General features: G+C 63.4%; 16 protein-coding genes. 12 read left to right on the top strand and 4 right to left on the bottom strand.

The annotated features are described in order from the left end of the window. The first annotated feature begins 6 nt into the window (after positions 1 to 6). The 5 genes from V8U06_RS17295 to V8U06_RS17275 all read left to right on the top strand — a co-directional run bounded on the left by V8U06_RS17295 (position 7) and on the right by V8U06_RS17275 (position 4403). Positions 7 to 912, top strand: a complete 906-nt coding sequence (locus tag V8U06_RS17295; protein ID WP_427141701.1) for an NAD(P)-dependent oxidoreductase — start codon at positions 7 to 9, stop codon at positions 910 to 912. A gap of 26 nt (positions 913 to 938) precedes the next feature. Then, positions 939 to 1934, top strand: a complete 996-nt coding sequence (locus V8U06_RS17290) for a DctP family TRAP transporter solute-binding subunit (RefSeq protein WP_427141700.1) — start codon at positions 939 to 941, stop codon at positions 1932 to 1934. Positions 1935 to 2013: 79 nt separating this feature from the next. After that, entirely contained in the window at positions 2014 to 2565 is a 552-nt protein-coding gene (locus V8U06_RS17285) for a TRAP transporter small permease (protein WP_427141699.1), read from the top strand. A 3-nt stretch (positions 2566 to 2568) separates the two neighbouring features. Beyond that, a complete protein-coding gene (locus V8U06_RS17280) occupies positions 2569 to 3849 on the top strand; it encodes a TRAP transporter large permease (protein WP_427141698.1) in 1281 nt (426 codons plus the stop codon). A gap of 2 nt (positions 3850 to 3851) precedes the next feature. Further along, positions 3852 to 4403 (top strand): gluconokinase, encoded by a 552-nt coding sequence (locus V8U06_RS17275; protein WP_427141697.1) that lies wholly within the window; start codon positions 3852 to 3854, stop codon positions 4401 to 4403. Positions 4404 to 4406: 3 nt separating this feature from the next. On the opposite strand, the gene V8U06_RS17270 is transcribed toward V8U06_RS17275, so the two are convergent. After that, on the bottom strand, positions 4407 to 5297 hold the full coding sequence (locus V8U06_RS17270; RefSeq protein WP_427141696.1) for a LysR substrate-binding domain-containing protein: 891 nt from the start codon (positions 5295 to 5297) through the stop codon (positions 4407 to 4409). Between the two features lie 476 nt (positions 5298 to 5773). On the opposite strand from V8U06_RS17270, the gene V8U06_RS17265 reads away from it, so the two are divergent. Further along, entirely contained in the window at positions 5774 to 7594 is a 1821-nt protein-coding gene (locus V8U06_RS17265) for a methyl-accepting chemotaxis protein (RefSeq protein WP_427141695.1), read from the top strand. A gap of 135 nt (positions 7595 to 7729) precedes the next feature. Here V8U06_RS17265 and lpdA read toward each other — a convergent pair whose 3' ends face one another. Genes lpdA through V8U06_RS17250 form a run of 3 tightly spaced genes read right to left on the bottom strand, consistent with a single transcriptional unit; the run spans position 7730 to position 12449 of the window. Then, complete coding sequence (gene lpdA, locus V8U06_RS17260; RefSeq protein WP_427141694.1) at positions 7730 to 9130, bottom strand: dihydrolipoyl dehydrogenase; 1401 nt, start codon at positions 9128 to 9130, stop codon at positions 7730 to 7732. Next, on the bottom strand, positions 9127 to 10368 hold the full coding sequence (locus V8U06_RS17255) for a dihydrolipoamide acetyltransferase family protein (RefSeq protein WP_427141693.1): 1242 nt from the start codon (positions 10366 to 10368) through the stop codon (positions 9127 to 9129). The genes lpdA and V8U06_RS17255 overlap by 4 nt, the downstream gene beginning before the upstream one ends. 2 nt (positions 10369 to 10370) lie before the next feature. Next, positions 10371 to 12449 carry a transketolase C-terminal domain-containing protein gene (locus tag V8U06_RS17250; protein ID WP_427141692.1) on the bottom strand — a complete coding sequence of 693 codons (2079 nt, stop codon included), beginning with the start codon at positions 12447 to 12449 and terminating at the stop codon, positions 10371 to 10373. Positions 12450 to 12569: 120 nt separating this feature from the next. On the opposite strand from V8U06_RS17250, the gene V8U06_RS17245 reads away from it, so the two are divergent. The 6 genes from V8U06_RS17245 (at position 12570) to paaC (ending at position 17635) form a co-directional block, all read left to right on the top strand. Continuing rightward, positions 12570 to 13037, top strand: a complete 468-nt coding sequence (locus V8U06_RS17245) for an Lrp/AsnC family transcriptional regulator (RefSeq protein WP_226922946.1) — start codon at positions 12570 to 12572, stop codon at positions 13035 to 13037. A 236-nt stretch (positions 13038 to 13273) separates the two neighbouring features. Continuing rightward, the gene (paaX, locus tag V8U06_RS17240; protein ID WP_427141691.1) at positions 13274 to 14167 is read left to right on the top strand and encodes a phenylacetic acid degradation operon negative regulatory protein PaaX; all 894 of its coding nucleotides are present in this window, start codon (positions 13274 to 13276) and stop codon (positions 14165 to 14167) included. 182 nt (positions 14168 to 14349) lie between these two features. Further along, positions 14350 to 15555 (top strand): 3-oxoadipyl-CoA thiolase, encoded by a 1206-nt coding sequence (gene pcaF / locus V8U06_RS17235; RefSeq protein ID WP_427141690.1) that lies wholly within the window; start codon positions 14350 to 14352, stop codon positions 15553 to 15555. Positions 15556 to 15577: 22 nt separating this feature from the next. After that, positions 15578 to 16582: a 1,2-phenylacetyl-CoA epoxidase subunit PaaA gene (gene paaA / locus V8U06_RS17230; protein WP_427141689.1), complete on the top strand. Its 1005-nt coding sequence runs from the start codon at positions 15578 to 15580 to the stop codon at positions 16580 to 16582. A 13-nt stretch (positions 16583 to 16595) separates the two neighbouring features. Continuing rightward, a complete protein-coding gene (gene paaB, locus V8U06_RS17225; protein WP_023516149.1) occupies positions 16596 to 16880 on the top strand; it encodes a 1,2-phenylacetyl-CoA epoxidase subunit PaaB in 285 nt (94 codons plus the stop codon). Further along, on the top strand, positions 16880 to 17635 hold the full coding sequence (gene paaC / locus V8U06_RS17220) for a 1,2-phenylacetyl-CoA epoxidase subunit PaaC (RefSeq protein ID WP_427141688.1): 756 nt from the start codon (positions 16880 to 16882) through the stop codon (positions 17633 to 17635). Before paaB ends, paaC begins: the two co-directional genes overlap by 1 nt. Positions 17636 to 17645: the final 10 nt, after the last annotated feature.

Genomic DNA, 17645 nt, shown 5'->3' with positions numbered 1-17645 from the left:
GACACCATGGCCGACGTCGTGAAACGGATTGCCGTTATCGGAACCGGTATCATGGGAGGCCCGATGGCCGGGCGGCTGGCCGATGCGGGTTTTCAGGTGATCGCCTGGAACCGGACGCGGGACAAGGCGGATGCGCTGTCGTCCCGCGGCATCGCGATTGCAGGCTCGGCCGCGGAAGCTGCCGCCGGGGCCGACGTGGTGATCTGCATGCTCAGCGCAGGCCCGGTCTGCGAGGACGTGCTTCTCGGTAGTGATGGTGTGGTGACCGCGATGAAACCCGCAGCCGCGCTTGTCGTCATGAGTTCTATTCCGGTGGAAACGGCAGTGCTGATCGGCGAGCGGTCCGTCGAACGGGGGCTGGCCTATAGCGACGCCCCGGTTTCCGGCGGCGAGAAGGGAGCACGGGAGGGCACGCTCGCCATCATGGCGGGCGGTGCCGAGGCAGATGTTGCCGCCCTTTCCGCTGTGTTCGCCTGTCTCGGCCGGGTGACGCGTGTCGGCCCGGCCGGCAGCGGCGCGCTGACGAAGCTCGCCAACCAGCTCATCGTCGCCTCGACGATCTGCGCGGTTGCCGAGGCCCTGACGCTTGCCGAACGGGGCGGCGCGAACCCGGCCCGCGTCCGTGAGGCGCTGCTTGGCGGTTTTGCCGACTCCACCATCTTCCGCCAGCACGGGCTGAGAATGGTGACGGGCGATTTCCGGCCCGGCGGGCCTGCGAAATATCAGGTGAAGGATACGTCCACGGCTCTGGCCTTTGCCCATAGCCGTGGATTGCGACTACCGGTCGGCGAGGAGGTCGACCGGCTCTACCAGACCATGGTCGACAACGGCGATGGTGATCTGGATCATAGCGGAATCATTCTTGAACTTCGGCGCATGAACGAGACCGCGAAACCGACGGCTTGTGCCTGACATCAACTTTTTTGGGAGGATTTGACATGAAACGCATGACCATTCGCGGCCTCGTCGCAGCGGCGACCCTTTTCTCGGCGTCGCTTGCTGTGGCTGAAACCCTGACGCTTTCGACGCCGGATGCCGATACATCCGAGATCACCCTTGCCGCCAACAAGTTCGCCGAATTGGTCTCGGCCAAGACGAACGGCGAACTCACCATCAAGGTGTTCCCAAACGGCACGCTCTATGGCGGCGATCCGTCGGCCGGCGTTAAGCAGCTTGCCGGTGGCTCGCTGGATATGCTGCTGAACTCGACCTCGCTGTACGCCACCTTCAATCCAAAGTTCACGGCCATCGCCATCCCCTACCAGTTCCGCGACATCGAGCAACTGCGCGCCTATCTCGACAGCGATCTGGGCAAGGAGTTGGAGGGCGATCTCAGCAATATCGGCATTCTCGGCCTTGATCTCTGGTCCCGTCCGCTGCGCCAGATCACCAATTCCAAGCTGCCGATCACCGCGCCGGCCGATCTCAAGGGCATGAAGCTGCGCGTTCCGAACAACCCGCTCTGGGTGGAATTCTTCGGCGCGATGGGTGCTGCGCCCACGCCGATGGCCTTTGCAGAAGTCTACAATGCCTTGCAGCTGAAGGTGGTCGACGGACAGGAAAACCCGCTCAACGTTCCGGTCAGCGCCCGCCTGTTCGAAGTGCAGAAGTACGCGACGATCAGCAACCACATCGCCGATGCCTGGGTGCTCGGCATGAACCCGGCGCGCTATGAAGGTCTCAGCGACGCCTTCAAGACCGCCTTGCAGGACGCTGCTAAGGAAGCCGAGGTTTGGAAGGCAGAAAACGACGCCGCGGATATCGCAAAGTCGCTCGAAACGCTCAAGACGAATGGCATGGAGGTCAACGAGCTGACCGATGAGCAGCGCGAGGCCTTCGTACAGGTCGCGGCCGGGCTGTCGGAGAAATTCGCGGCTCTCGTGAAGGACCAGTCCTTCTTCGATCGCACCCAGTCCTTCGCCAAGACGAACTGAGGCCCCGACCGGCACCTTGCTTTCGGGCAAGGTGCCGTCTTATCCGGCTTCGGTCTCATTCCTGCGGAAAGGCATTTCCATGCGTGCTCCCCTGCGTTCCCCGCTCGGTACTTTCGTGAAGATCATTGCCGATGTCGCGGCAGGCGCCGCTTGTTTCGGCATCCTGGTCGTCGTGCTGATCCAGGTCGTCGGCCGCCTTGCTGGGCATCCGTTTCCCTGGACCGAGGAAGCGACACGCTTTCTCTTCATCTGGATGGTGTTCCTCGGACTTGCTGCCGGGTTCCGGACCGTCGAAAGCGCGCGCGTCGTCGTCTTCCTCGTCATGGCACGCCGGCTCTTCCAGCATCTCGCCGTGCCGATCTATGTCCTGTCCTCGGTCTTCTTCTTCGGGATGATGGGCTGGACCGGGCTGACGCTGGTGCGCCAGCAGATCATGATGAGCGAGATCGCTGCGACGCTGCCCATTCCCATGTGGGTCATCGGCATGGTGATGCCGGTTTCCGCTGTCATCGCGATCCTGGCGATCTTCGATTCCCTGCGCAGCCGCCGCGACCTTATCGCGCTTCCTGAACTCGGCCTGCCGGTGGGCGAAAGCGCCCATGCCGACATCTCCATCTCATCGGGACATTGATCCATGTCGCTCTTTCTCCTCATCTCCTTCTTCGGTTTGAGCATGCTCGGCATACCGCTCGCCGTTGCGCTGGCGCTCGCTGGTGTCGCGACGCTCTGGCTCTATACGTCCATGCCGATGGACCTGCTCTCGCAGACGATGTTCTCCTCGATGAACTCGTTCCTGCTCGTGGCGGTGCCACTCTTTATCCTCGTCGGGACTGTGATGGAGCGCGGCCGGGTCGCCGAGCGCATCTTCGACTTCGCCGAGGCGATCGTCGGCTGGCTTCCAGGAGGTCTCGGCCATGTCAACGTGATCTCGTCGGTGATCTTCTCCGGTGTGTCCGGCTCCTCGGTCGCCGATATCGCCTCCGTCGGCGCCATCGAGATCAAGGCGATGGAACGGCACGGCTTTCCGAAGGGCTATGCGGTCGGCATGACGCTCTGCACGGCGACGCTCTCCTCAATCATTCCGCCGTCCATCCTCGTCGTCATCGCCGGCTCGATCGCCAACGTCTCCATCGGCACGCTGCTGGTCGCCGGCCTGGTGCCGGGCCTGTTCATCGCCTTCGCGTTCCTGGTCTTCAACCATTTCTACTCGGTCCATTACGGCTACAATCCGCCGACGCCGTTCAACTTCCGCCTCGTTGTGGTGACCGGCCTGCGCGCCATCCTGCCCATGCTCACCCCGCTGATCCTCATCATCGGCATCGCCAGCGGCCTGTTCACGCCCACTGAGGCGGCAGCGATCGCGGTCGTCTATGTCGCCGTGCTCGGGCTTCTGGTCTACCGCACGCTTCCGATCCGAGAGATTCCGGAAATCCTCATCTCGACGGCGCGGATTTCCGGCACGATCCTCTTCATTGCCGCGACCTCCCAGCTTGCCGCCTGGATCTTCACCTATGACGGCCTGCCGGAGAAAGTGGCTGAACTGATGCAGGTCATGAGCCTCGGCCCGGTGACCGGTATGCTGGTTATCTTCGTCTTCCTTCTGATCATCGGCATATTCATGGAGGCGATCCCGGCCATGTTCATCCTCATTCCCGTGCTGATGCCACCGGTGCAGGCGCTCGGCATCGATCCCATTCACTTCCTGATCGTCACGGTCATGACGCTGACGCTCGGGCTGGTCACCCCACCTGTCGGCGTCTGCCTGTTCGCCGCGGCGCAGGTCGCGAACATGAAGGTGGAGGATGTCATTCGTGGTTCGCTGGCGCCGATGGCGGTGCTGACGCTTGCCATCTTTGCCCTGGTGCTCTTCCCGTTCCTTACGCTCGGGCCGATCCGGCTTCTGGGAATGTACTGACCATGACCAATGCCGCTCAAAGCCTGCGTTCAGAAGGGGCGCAGGCGGCTTGCATCCTCGTCATGGGCATTGCCGGCACGGGAAAGAGCGCGATCGCCAGCCGGCTTGCCGCGGCGCGCGGCGGCGTCTTCATCGAGGCGGACTCCTATCACAGTCATGAGAATGTCGAGCGCATGCGCCAGGGCATCGGACTGACGGATGTAGACCGTTGGCCCTGGCTGGCAGCCGTTGCGCAGGCGGCGCTCGGCGCGGAAGGCCGGCCTGTGATCGTCGCTTGCTCGGCCCTCAAACGCAGCTACCGCGATTTCCTGCGCGAGAGGATCGGGGCGTTTCCGATCCTCTATCTTACCGGTTCCCCGGAGCTGATTTGTGAACGTCTCGCCCGCCGCCGGAACCACTTTGCCGGCGGATCGCTGTTGGAGAGCCAGTTGCAGACCTTGGAACCGCCGACAGAAGACGAGGACGTTGTCCACCTCGATATCCGCTTGTCGCCGGACGAGATCGTCGTACAGGTTCTTGCCCGTCTTGACCGCCGAGGCGTAGCGGTCGGCTGATCCCTATCCCTTCGCGGCCCAGGCGTCACGCTCTTCGCGCAGCCAGTCGAGAAAAATGCGTACCTTCTTTCGCCGCAGATGATCGAACGGGCAGACAACCCATTGGGTCACCAACCGGAGTGGCGGATAGGACGCAAGGGGGCAGACGAGGCGGCCTGAAGCGAGTTCCTCCTCCATCATCAAGGTGCTTTCGAGGGCGATCCCCATTCCGCGCGCCGCGGCTTCGATCGCCATGTGGCTGCGGTCGAACAGAACGCGCTGCCAGCGATCGACGGGCGTGACGCCCGCCAGCGGAAACCAGGTGGTCCACTGCGCCTGGGACTTGGCGGAATGGATGAGGCGGAGTTTCGGGAGGTCTTCTGCGGAGAGACTGCCGGCCGCCGCGTAATGCGGCGCGCAGACGGGTATGAATTCTTCCTCCGCGACGCCTTCGACGAACAGCCCTGGCCAGCGGCCGTCGCCATGCCGCAACTCGATGTCGACGATTTCTTGGTTGAAGTCCGTCGGCTCGTTCGTACCGTCCAACCGGAGCTCCAGGTCGGGTTGCCGGTCGAGGAACGCCCCCAGTCTTGGAAGGAGCCATTTGTTTGACAGGGTTGGCGTGGCCCGGACGATGAGGCTTGTAACCGATCGAAAGCCTTTGATCGTAGCCGTCGCCTCGGCGATGTGCTCGACTTGATCGGCGATCATCGAGAAATAGCGCTCGCCGGCTTCCGTCAGCACGATTCCGCGGCCTGCTTTGGCGAGAAGCGAGACGCCGAGTTGCATCTCAAGAGCCTGAATCTGCTGGCTGACCGCCGAAGGCGTGACCGAAAGTTCCTTGGCTGCACGCGAGATGCTGCCGGCGCGAGCGGCGGTGTGGAAGACGAAGATCGGCTTGATGGGGATGTGCATCGGGGATCGTCCGCAGAAGGTTCGCATTGTTAAACCACCTGTCGTCCGTCCCGCCAAGCGCCGAGCGGGCGGCAATACAGCAATGCGCAATCTGCACAGCATCGCTGGCAGGTCAGGCTGTAATATCGCGTCAGCGAAACGAGGACATGACGATGCGTTCGACCGACAGCCGCAAACCGCAGAACACCTCCCGCCGTCTCTGGGAATTGTTCGTGGCGGCCCGCACCTATCAGGCGCGGCAGCTTCTCAAGACTCGCGACAGATAGTTTTCTGACTTCCTTGCGCTGTGTCGCAAAGAGCGTGCGCTTTCCGTGTCGTTAAGCCATAGATGGCTGACAGAGCGCGATCTGTTCTGCCTCTAGTCCCGAATACCATCTCGGTGAAAACCCACGAAATGTACCCCTGAAAATTATGTGTATTTACCCCTTATTAAGGTAGTCCTAACATAGTGAATCCTCCTTTGGGGGGATCGCGCGATGGCATCAATTCAACACAAGATCACTGCTGCGAGCATGGCCATCTTCTTTATCGCGGGAGGTTCGGCCGGCGTTGGAATCTGGTCGGCATCGGCGATGAATACGAATGCGGTCGACATCGCCCGATCCGGGCAGATTCTTCGCAATCACATGCAGGCCGACATGATGCACGATGCCCTTCGCGCTGATGTTCTTGCCGCGCTGCATGCCTCCAATCCTGCCGCCGGCATAAGCTTCGACCAGGTGAAGGCGGACCTCGCGGAACACGTCGCCTCCTTCCGCGGCATGATCGACGAGAACAAGTCGCTGGCGAAAGACCCCATCACGCAGAAGGCGCTTGCAGACGTCGAGCCGCCACTCCTGACCTATATCGACAGCGCCACTAACATGGTGGCGGCAGCGGAGAAAACTCCGGCCGACGCGATGAATGGGCTGCCGGATTTCATGGCTCAGTTCTCGACGCTGGAAGGCGCAATGGAGCAAGCCGGCGATCAGATCGAGACCGTCACTGCATCGATCTCTGACCGAAGCACCCAGACCGCAAATACCATCGCGTACACGTTGAAAGCCATTCTCGGACTGACGCTGATCCTGTCCATCGCACTCTTCGCCTTCTTCCGTCGATCTGTGACGGCGCCCATTCTTCAGCTCTCGTCAGGCATGGTGAAAATCGCCGATGGCGATACGGATGTGAATTGCGTCGGTCTCGGTCGCAAGGACGAGATAGGGACGATGGCCGCCGCCGTGGAGGTGCTCCGCAAGGCGGCCATTGCCAAGCGCGAACTCGAAATGGATGCTGCGCGTGCGCGCCAGCAGGCAGAGAGCGATCGCCTGGCTACGCAGCAGAAGGCGGAAGCCGACGCGGCCGAGCGCCTGCGGGTTGCAACGTCCGGCCTCGCCACTGGACTGAAGCGCCTTGCCTCGGGTGATCTTGCTTTCCAGCTTGACGAGCCGTTTTCGCCGGATTTCGAGAGCCTTCGCCATGACTTCAACGCGTCGCTGAGCCAGTTGGGCGGAACGTTGATGGCGATGTCCGAGGCCATTGCTGCCATTGACAGCGGCACGCAGGAAATTTCGTCCGGCGCCAACGATCTCGCCCACCGCACGGAACGTCAGGCGGCCTCGCTCGAAGAGACCGCCGCGGCGCTCGATGAAATCACGGCGAACGTGACCAATTCCAGCAAACGCACCGAAGAGGCCCGTGCCGTTGCGACCGAGGCTGACCATGGAGCCGTCCGCTCGGTCGACGTGGTAAGCCAGGCCGAGGCAGCGATGCAGCGGATCGAGAATTCCTCGCAGCAGATTTCAAATATCATCGGCGTCATCGATGAGATCGCGTTCCAGACCAACCTGCTCGCGCTTAATGCCGGCGTTGAAGCCGCGCGCGCTGGCGAGGCCGGCAGGGGTTTCGCCGTCGTCGCTCAGGAAGTTCGTGAACTCGCGCAGCGCTCGGCGACGGCCGCCAAGGAGATCAAGGCGCTGATCAACACATCGTCTGCGGAAGTTGTCAGTGGTGTGCGGCTCGTGCGTGAAACAGGCGTTGCGCTCAACGAGATCGGGCAGCGCATTTCCGGTATCAACCAGCACATGACAGCCATTGCGACGGCGGCCAAGGAGCAGTCGGTTGGCCTGGTCGAGGTCAACAAAGCCATCAACACCATGGACCAGACGACCCAGCAGAATGCAGCCATGGTGGAGCAGTCCACCGCTGCTTCCATGACCCTGGCGACCGAAGCCCGGAGACTCCGGGACCTGGTCGGACAATTTCGTCTCGATGGCGCAGCCACCGCAGGCGCTTCGAGATTTCAAATGGCTTCGTGAAGACGGAGCCGATATAGGCTCCTTCTCGAAGTTGTTGGCCACGCGTGTGCGGTCGCGTTTGGTGGGTGGCAAGCGCAGATGCGTCGAAACCAGAATCCCGCCATGGGCACCTTGCGCCAGGGCGGTGTAGTGGCGTCAGGCGTGGATCGGGTGGCTCCTGATACCCATGGCGGCTTCCTTGATCGCTTCGCTGTGTGTGGGATGCGCGTGGCACGTATAGGCGACGTCCTCCGCCGTCGCGCCGAATTCCATGGCCTGGGCGATCTGGGCAATCATCGTCCCCGCGTGGGAGGCGACGATATGGGCTCCGAGGATCACGTCCGTCTTCTCGTCGGCGATGATCTTCACGAAGCCGTCGGTCTCGCGGTTTGCCCTGGCCCGGCCATTTGCGGCCATCGGGAATGTTGAAACACGAAACGGGTTCGCGGCAGCCTTCGCCGTCTCTTCCGTCAGTCCGACGCCGGCGGCCTCTGGATCGGTATAGACGACCGCCGGCACGATGCCGGGGTGAACGTCGCGCGGGATGCCTGCGAGGCGTTCGGCCAGGGCGATACCTTCGTCCTCGGCGCGGTGGGCCAGCATCGGACCCTGTGTGGCGTCTCCGATCGCGTAGATGCCGTGTGCCGCGGTCTTCGCCGCACGATCGACGGGTATGAAGCCGCGTTCGTTGGTCTTGAGACCGACGGCATCCAGGCGGAGCCGGGACGTATTCGGCCGACGCCCGGTCGCGATCAGGGCGGTGTCCACCACGATCGTCTCCAGGGCGTCTCCGGTTTCCAGCGTGATCGCGGCCGACGCACCATCCCGCTCCACCCTTTGTACCTGAACGGACGTCCTGACATCGAGGCCTTGCCTGCGAAGGAGTTGCCGCATGTGCGTGCGGATGTCCCGATCCATGCCGGGAAGGATGTCGTCGAGATATTCGAGGACGACAACCTGCGAACCCAGCCGGTTCCAGACCGAGCCCAGTTCCAGGCCGATGACGCCGCCGCCGATCACGGCCATTCTCCCCGGTACGGCTTTCAGCGCCAGGGCGCCGGTGGAATCGACGATGACACCGTCTTCGTTGTTCACGTCGACGGACGGAAAGGGCGACGGGTCGGACCCTGTCGCGATCACGATGGACTTCGCCGTGACCGCCTTGCCCGAGATCGACACGCGGTTCGGTCCTGAAAACTCCGCCCATCCGTGCAGCCGCTCGATCCCGTGCTTCCTGAAAAGGAAATCGATACCCTGGGTCAGGCCGCGCACCGTTTCATCCTTCGCGGCCATCATCCTTGCGAAATCGAGCGACACGTTTTCAGCGTCGATGCCGTAGCTCGACCAGGCGCCGTGGGCGATGGCGCGATAATGGTGCGACGCCGTCAGAAGCGCCTTCGAAGGAATGCACCCGACGTTCAGGCAGGTGCCGCCGAGCGTATCGCGCGCATCGACGCATGCGGTCGCAAGGCCAAGCTGGGCGGCGCGGATCGCGCAGGCATATCCGCCGGGGCCAGCGCCGATGACAAGCACGTCGAAATCGAACGTCGTCGTCATCGGGGCCAGGACTCCAGCGTTCGCACGAATTCGCCCAGCCAGGCGTTGGTCTGATGGCCGTCGAGCGCGCGGTGGTCGATCGTCAGGGATATGTAGGCCATCGGCCGGATCTGGATCGTGTCGACCCCGTCCACGTTGCGGACGACGACCCGCTTTTCGAGCTTGCCCACGCCGAGAATGGCCGATTGCGGCTGGTTGATGATGATCGGCGCAGCGAGAAGGGATCCGGAAACGCCGTGGTTGGAAATCGTGAAGGTGCCGCCCCTCAGGTCCTCGGCCTTCAGCCTGTTGCTGCGGGCGCGTTCGGTCACGTCCTGCAGACGCGCCGCAATGCCCTGGAGCGAAAGGTTCTGTGCCTGCCGGAGAACCGGCACCACCAGGCCCATGTCGCCCAGCGCAGTGCCGATCCCGATATTGACGTCGCCGAAGATCTCCAGGCTGTCCGCATGCCATTGGCTGTTGACCTCGGGGACGACCCGCATGGCTGCGACGCAGGCCGCCACGATGTAGGCCGTGTATGAGAGGTTCACGCCTTCTGCCTTCATGGCGGCCTTATGGGCATCCCGGTGACGTATGATCGCCGTGAAATCCGCTTCAACGACGGCAGTCACCTGAGGGGCGGTTGCAAGCGAGCGATGCATATGGTCCGCGATGGCAAGGCGCATCGCCGTATGCGGGACCTTTCGCGATGCATTGCCGTCCAGCGAGGGGGCGGACACCGGAGCGGCTGTATCGGCACGCGCAGCGATCCTGGCTTCTGGAGGCGGGGGGACCTCGGTGGCAGTCGAATCGGAACGAGGCGGGCGGGCTCCGTGTTCATGGGCGAGGTCCATATCCGCCCGCGTAACACGCCCGTCCTTTCCGGTACCGCTGACCGTGGAAGGGTCGATGCCGTATTCGGCGGCTGCGCGGCGCACCGCTGGCGAATAATGCATGCCGGTCCGAGCGGAGAGGGGCTGCTGCCCGGCGGACATGGCGCGAGAAGGAAGGGACTGCACGTGAGGCGCCATGCGACCCAGGATCGAGCCCGGCTGCGCGTCGTCTCCACTGCGCATGCCGATTTCGGTCAGGATCCCGTCGCACGGCGCGGGAACCTCCTGGGTGACCTTGTCCGTTTCCAGTTCGACAAGCGCGTCGCCCTCGGCGACTTTGTCGCCCACCTGCTTCAGCCAGTTGCGAACGACGGCTTTCGTGCCTTCCTGCTCGACCGGCGCCAGGATATCGATCGTCGTGCTCATGCTCAAAACTCCACAAGCGCGGCAATCCGCGCGGCGATGCGTTCGACGGACGGAACCGCCCAATCCAGCAGGACCGGGTTATGCGGGCTTGGAATATCGGGCATGGTCAGGCGAGAGACAGGTGCGTCGAGGTCCATGAACGCCTGGTCGGCGACGACGGCCGCGATTTCAGCGCCGAAGCCGGCAGAGCCGAGGTCTTCGTGCACGATGAGGCATCGGCGGGTCTTCTTCACCGAGGACAGGACGGCATCCCGATCCCAGGGCATGAGTGTCCTCAGGTCGATCACGTCGGCCGAAATGCCTTCGGCCGCGTCTTCGCATCGCTGGACCATGGCGCCCCAGGTCACGACGGTGATATCCTCGCCGGTGCGCGTGAACTTCGCCTTCCCGAAGGGAAGCGTGAAGTCGTCGCCCGGATAGGGCCGACGTGCCCAGGCGTGGTCGAGCATCGCGCGATGCTCGAAGAAGATCACGGGATCGTTGCCGCGCAGCGATGTCCGCAGCAGGCCGACGGCGTCTTCGGCATTGGAGGGAACCGCAACCTGCCAGCCGGGCTGGTGGACGAAGGCGACCTCGTTCGTCTGGCTGTGCCAGGGATCGCCGCATTTGAAGAAGCCGCCCGGCATGCGCACCACAATCGGAGCCGCGAAGCGGTTGTTCGTACGCCAGCGGATCGTGCCGCAATCGTTGATCTGCTCCGTCGCGGGCTCGGCATATTTGCGGAACTGGATTTCGGGCACCGGTACCAAGCCTGCCAGCGCCATGCCGACGGCGCGGCCGATGATGCCTTCTTCCGACAGGGAGGTGTCGAAAACCCGGCCGCCGCCGAACTTTTCCTGAAGGCCGAGCGTCACGGCGTGGACGCCGCCTTTGGGGCCGATGTCCTCCCCGAAGACGACAACGCGTTCGTTGATCGACATTTCATGCTCAAGGGTCTTGCGGATCGCCGTGACCATGTTCATCCGTGCGCCCGAAGGCTGTGGAACTTCCGTGCCGGCGGGGGCGACATACCCTTCGCCGTGCTGTCCGCCCATGGTCTGCATCGCGCCGCTATAGAAGACGTTGTCGGTCACGGTGGTGGGATCGGCCGCCGGGCGGGCCTCGGCTGCCTGGCGGGCAAGCTCCGTATCGTTTTCCGCCTGCTGCCGCGCATCGTCCCATGCCTCGGCGGTCATGACGGCGGGAACGAGAAATTCGTGAAGGCGCGGCAGGGGGTCGCGATCCCATTCTTCCCGCACGAGGTCCTGGCTCTTGTAGGTCTGCGTGTCCTGGAAGCTGTGGCCCTGAAGACGCGGAACGGTCAGGCGCAGCAGGGCGGGCTGGCGCTTTTCGCGGACGAATTCCACGGCCTCCCGGGTGAGGCGCGCGGCGGCGGCGGGGTCGCAACCGTCACCATCGAAAATCTGGAGGTCCTGCCAGCTCGCCAGGTTGGCGGCGATATTTCCCCCGGGCGTCTGTATCGTCGACGGTACCGAAATCCCGAAACCGTTGTCCTCGATATAGAACAGCATGGGAAGGGCCTGGGTCGTGGCCGCGGTAAGGGCCGCCCAGAACCCGTTCGACGCGACCGATCCGTCGCCGCCGAGCACGACACCGATATCCCGGGCATATTCCACGCGCCCCAGCGTTTCGGCGTAATACTTCATGGCCTGCGCCCAGCCGGCGGTCGGCGTGTACTGCGCGCCGACGCCGCCGCACATCGGCAGGGCCGACGGGCCCGAACGGTTGGGATAATTGAAGACCACGCCGATGTCGCGTCCGTCCGAGTAGCCGCCGACTCGCCCCATCGCGGAACCCAGCGCATCAGCCGGATCGACGCCGAGCGAAAGGAGAAGTGGCCGCGATCGGTAGTAGCCGCACGTCGCATCGTGGACGCCGGTCAATTGCATCCCCAGGAGGATTTGCGCCATATCGTGTCCGCGAGCGGAAAACTGATAGAGCACCTTCTTTTCCGGTACGAGACGCGTTTCCTCCATTTCGTCGAGTGCGCGCGACAGGTGCAGGATATAGGCAACCCGGTGCCAGTCGATCCCGTCATCGGGTGCGTTCCGCCTGCGGCCCTTCACGACAACCTGGTCCATGAGATCCTCCCGTAATCACATCGGGATCAGTGTAGTCGCTTGCCGCGCTATTTTCCTTTCAATATCTGCGCCTTCGGCCTAAGATATGAATTAGTAACTTCATAATTTTTGGAAAATTGAATGGAAACAATCACGCTTGACGGTGTCGACAAGGCCATCCTGCGCGCGTTGCAGGAGGAAGGCGATATCAGCCAGACCCGGCTGGCGGAGAGGGTCGGGGCATCGGCGGCGTCCTGCTGGCGACGGATCGCCAAGCTCGAACAGGCCGGCGTTCTGGGGAAGACCGTTCGGCTCGTGGATCCGGATGCGGTCGGGAAGGGCCTGAACGTCTTCTGCCAGGTCAGGATGAAATCGCATGATCCCGCCGCGCGGCGCGATTTCGAACTCTTCATCAACAGCCATCGGGAAGTGCTCGAGTGTTATTCGATGTCCGGTGACTGGGATTACCTGATCCGGGCGGTGGTGGGGGACGTACGCGAATATGAAGCTCTCCTCATGAGAGGAATTCTCACGCATGACGCCGTCCTGACATCGTCATCCCATTTCGCATTGAAGGCGGTGAAATACACGACTGCGCTTCCCACTTGAGTGGAAAGGACCGAGCTTCGAAAGCTTGACGTCCCCCGTTGGAAACTTCGCGTGGGCTCAAACACCGGGTGATTAATCCCCCCATGTGATGGCGTTTTATGCAGGTTCATGCTTTGCGCAATGAACCCTACTTGAGATACCCGGCCGTGCCTGTTGTTCATCGGGGCTTTTCGACAGGCCCCGTTCTGCGTTAGTCCTCGGCACCATCGAAATGAACTTGGGGGCAGGGGAGCGACTTGCCGGCTGAAGACGACAGACCACGGCCCACCTTTGACGCCCTGCTGAGGGCGATCATCGAGGGCAGCCCGTTGAAGGCGGCCGGTTTCATCGTCACCATTTATGGTGACGTGGTGGAACCGCGCGGCGGCGTGGTCTGGACCGGCAACCTCATCGAGACCTGTGCGGCCGTCGGCATCAGCGAGACCCTGGTGCGCACTGCCGTTTCGCGGCTCGTTGCCGCCGGCCAGCTTTCGGGCGAACGGGAGGGCCGGCGCAGTTTCTACCGTCTCGCGGCTCCCGCTCGTGCAGAGTTTGCCGCTGCCGCCCGCCTGCTGTTCGGCCCGTCGGAGACGGCGGACTGGCACTTCGTGCAGTTGACCGGCGACGCGCCTGACGAGGCCATGCAGCAGCTGGAGCGGGCGGGGCATGCCCGGCTTGGCCCCCGCCTCGCCGTTGGCGCCCGCGCCATGCCGGTGCTGAAACAGCCCGCCGTTGTCTTCCGCGCAGATGTGGTGAGCGGCGCGGGCGATCTCGGCGCGTTTGCCGCCGATCACTGGAACCTCGCGCAGCATGCGGAGGCCTATCGCGGTTTCATCGACCGCTTCAGGCGCCTTGCCGAACTTCTGGCAGGCGGCGCGCGTCTCGGCGCCGCCGAAAGCCTCGTGGCGCGGCTTGTGCTGGTGCACCAGTTTCGTCTCGTCGTGCTGCGCGACCCGCGCCTGCCGCAGGCGGCGCTGCCTGCGGACTGGCCGGGCGAGGCGGCGCGCAGCCTGTTCACCGATCTCTATCTTCGCCTTTCGCCGGAAGCGGACCAGCATGTCGCCCGCCATTTCGTGACCGTGGACGGCGGTTTGCCGGAGATGAGCGAGGCGACAGCGCGTCGTCTTTCGCTGTTGCGCGGCGCAAACTAGCGCACAATTTGCGCGGAAAACTCGGTCTCTGTGCTAGGATACAGGCCGTCGCGATAAAGCGTCACAGAAAATCGCAAAAGTGCCATTGATTTGTGATATGTCTGCTGGTAAATATATAACCGATCGGTCGGTCAATCTTTCGAGGAGAAGGAGGCCGGCCTGGATGCCAGGGAGGAAGCCGCGTGTCCGAAGCCTTTATCTGCGATGCCGTCCGCACACCCATCGGCCGCTATGGCGGACTGTTGTCGTCGGTGCGTGCCGATGATCTTGCCGCCCTGCCGCTTGCCGGTCTGATGGCGCGCAACCCCGGCGTCGACTGGTCGAAGGTGGACGATCTGATTTACGGTTGCGCCAACCAGGCCGGCGAGGACAACCGCAATGTCGGCCGCATGGCCGTTCTGCTCTCCGGCCTTCCTGTTTCCATTCCCGCAACGACGGTCAATCGCCTCTGTGGCTCCGGCATGGATGCCGTCGGCATGGCGGCGCGCGCTATCCGTGCCGGCGATTGTGATTTCGTCATTGCCGGCGGCGTTGAGAGCATGAGCCGCGCTCCCTTCGTCATGCCGAAGGCCGAAAGCGCCTTCTCTCGCGCCAATGCCGTCTACGACACGACGATCGGCTGGCGCTTCGTCAATCCAAAGATGAAGAAGGCGTTCGGCGTCGATTCCATGCCGGAGACGGCCGACAATGTCGCCGCCGATTTCTCCATCAGCCGGGAAGACCAGGACGCCTTTGCCGCACGCAGCCAGGCCCGCTGGGCCGCCGCGCATGCGGCCGGCGTCTTCGCCGACGAGATCGTCCCGGTCTCCCTGCCGCAGAAGAAGGGCGATCCGCTCGTCATCGACACCGACGAACATCCCCGTCCCGGCACGACGGCCGAGCAGCTTGCGAGGCTGAAGGGCGTCAACGGCCCGGATCTCACCGTCACGGCCGGCAATGCGTCCGGCGTCAACGATGGCGCTGCCGCGCTCATCATCGCCAGCGAAGCGATCGCAAAGGCGCAGGGCCTCACCCCGAAGGCGCGCGTCGTCGCCATGGCTGCGGCGGGCCTCGAGCCGCGCATCATGGGCTTCGGCCCCGCGCCGGCCGTGCGCCGGGTGCTGGACCGCGCCGGCCTTTCGCTGGGTCAAATGGACGTCATCGAACTCAACGAGGCCTTTGCCTCGCAGGCACTCGCCGTTCTGCGTGATCTCGGCCTGCCTGACGATGCCGCGCATGTGAACCCGAACGGCGGGGCGATTGCCATCGGCCATCCGCTCGGCATGAGCGGCGCGCGTCTCGTGACGACCGCTGCCTACCAGCTCCACCGCCAGGGCGGACGTTATGCGCTGTGCACCATGTGCATCGGCGTCGGCCAGGGCATCGCCATCATTCTCGAACGCGTCTGACGCGCAAACCGGAGGAAAGACCATGTATGCCCAGATGGTGAAGACCGATGCCGCCCGCGTCCGGTCCCTCGACGAGATGGAGCCGCAGGAGCGCGCCTTTCAGGAGCGCATCGATGCCGGCCAGAAGATCGAGCCGAAGGAATGGATGCCGGAAGGTTACCGTAAGACGCTGATGCGCCAGATCAGCCAGCATGCCCATTCCGAAATCGTCGGCCAGCTGCCCGAGGGCAACTGGATCACCCGCGCGCCGACGCTGGAGCGCAAGGCGATCCTGCTTGCCAAGGTGCAGGACGAGGCGGGCCACGGCCTCTATCTCTACTGCGCCGCCGAAACGCTCGGCATCAGCCGCGACCAGATGTACGAGCAGCTGCATTCCGGCAAGGCGAAATATTCCTCGATCTTCAACTATCCGACGCTGACCTGGGCCGATATCGGCGCGATCGGCTGGCTGGTCGATGGCGCGGCCATCATGAACCAGGTGCCGCTGCAGCGCTGTTCCTACGGCCCCTACGCGCGGGCCATGGTGCGCATCTGCAAGGAAGAGAGTTTCCACCAGCGCCAGGGCTATGATGCCCTGATGCGCATGGTGAAGGGCACGCCTGCGCAGAAGGCCATGGTGCAGGATGCGCTGAACCGCTGGTGGTGGCCCTCGTTGATGATGTTTGGCCCTTCGGACGACGCCTCCGTGCATTCGGCCCAGTCCATGGCCTGGAAGATCAAGCAGAACTCCAACGACGAGCTGCGCCAGAAATTCGTCGACCAGACCGTGCCGCAGGCGAAATATCTTGGCCTCACCATTCCCGATCCCGATCTCAAGTGGAACGAGGAGAAGGGTGGCCACGATTTCGGCGAGCCGGACTGGGAAGAGTTCTTCAACGTGATCGCCGGCAACGGCCCGTGCAATGCGGAGCGCCTTGATGCCCGCAAGAAGGCCTGGAGCGACGGCGCCTGGTTCCGTGACGGCCTGACGGCGCATGCCGAAAAGGCCGCCGATCGCCGCGCCGCTGCAAAAATCGCCGCCGAATAAGGGAGAGAGCACGATGTCCAGCGAATGGCCGCTTTGGGAAGTTTTCATCCGGGGCCAGCATGGCCTCAACCATCGCCACGTCGGCAGCCTGCATGCGCCCGACGCCGAGATGGCGATCAACAATGCCCGCGACGTCTATACGCGCCGTAACGAGGGCGTCAGCATCTGGGTGGTGAAATCCTCCGAGATCACCGCGAGCGCGCCCTCGGAGAAGGGCCCGCTGTTCGATCCGTCGAATTCCAAGGTCTACCGTCACCCGACCTTCTTCGACATTCCGGATGAAGTGGGGCACATGTGATGACGACCCCGGCGCTCGTGGAATTCCTGCTGCGCATCGGCGACAACACGCTGATCCTCGGCCATCGCGTTTCCGAATGGTGCGGTCACTCGCCCGCGCTGGAGGAAGACATCGCGCTCTCCAACACCGCGCTCGACCTGATCGGCCAGACGCAGCTCTGGCTCGGCCTCGCCGGCGAGGTGGAAGGCAAGGGCCGCTCGGCGGACGATCTCGCCTATTTGCGGGACGGTTACGACTTCCGCAATATCCTCCTCGTCGAGCGCCCGAACGGCGATTTCGGCAAGACGCTGATGCGCCAGTTCCTGTTCGATGCCTGGCACTACCTGCTCCTCAAGGCGTTGAAGGGATCGTCCGACACGCGCATCGCCGAGATCGCGGAAAAGGCCTTCAAGGAGGTCTCCTACCATCTCGACCGCAGCCGCGATCTGATCATCCGCCTCGGCGACGGCACGGCCGAAAGCCACCGTCGCATGCAGGACGCGCTCGATGAACTCTGGCCCTTCTCCGGCGAGATGTTCCAGAGCGATGCGCTCGACGCCGAACTGGTCGCGGCCGGCATCATTCCCGCGCCGGAAAGCCTCAAGGCCGGTTGGGACGAGATCGTTGCCGAGGCACTGACCGAAGGCACACTGAAGAAGCCCGCCGATGGCTATATGCACAAGGGCGGCCGGCGCGGCGTGCACACGGAACATCTCGGCTTCATCCTGACCGAGATGCAGTTCCTCCAGCGCGCCTATCCGGGCGCCACCTGGTAGGAGAAGGGTC

The sequence above is a fragment of the Shinella sp. G-2 genome (genome assembly GCF_050172695.1).
GTDB lineage: Bacteria > Pseudomonadota > Alphaproteobacteria > Rhizobiales > Rhizobiaceae > Shinella.
The sequence above is the reverse complement of the archived record's forward strand: the minus strand, read 5'-3'. Positions and strand labels throughout refer to the sequence as shown.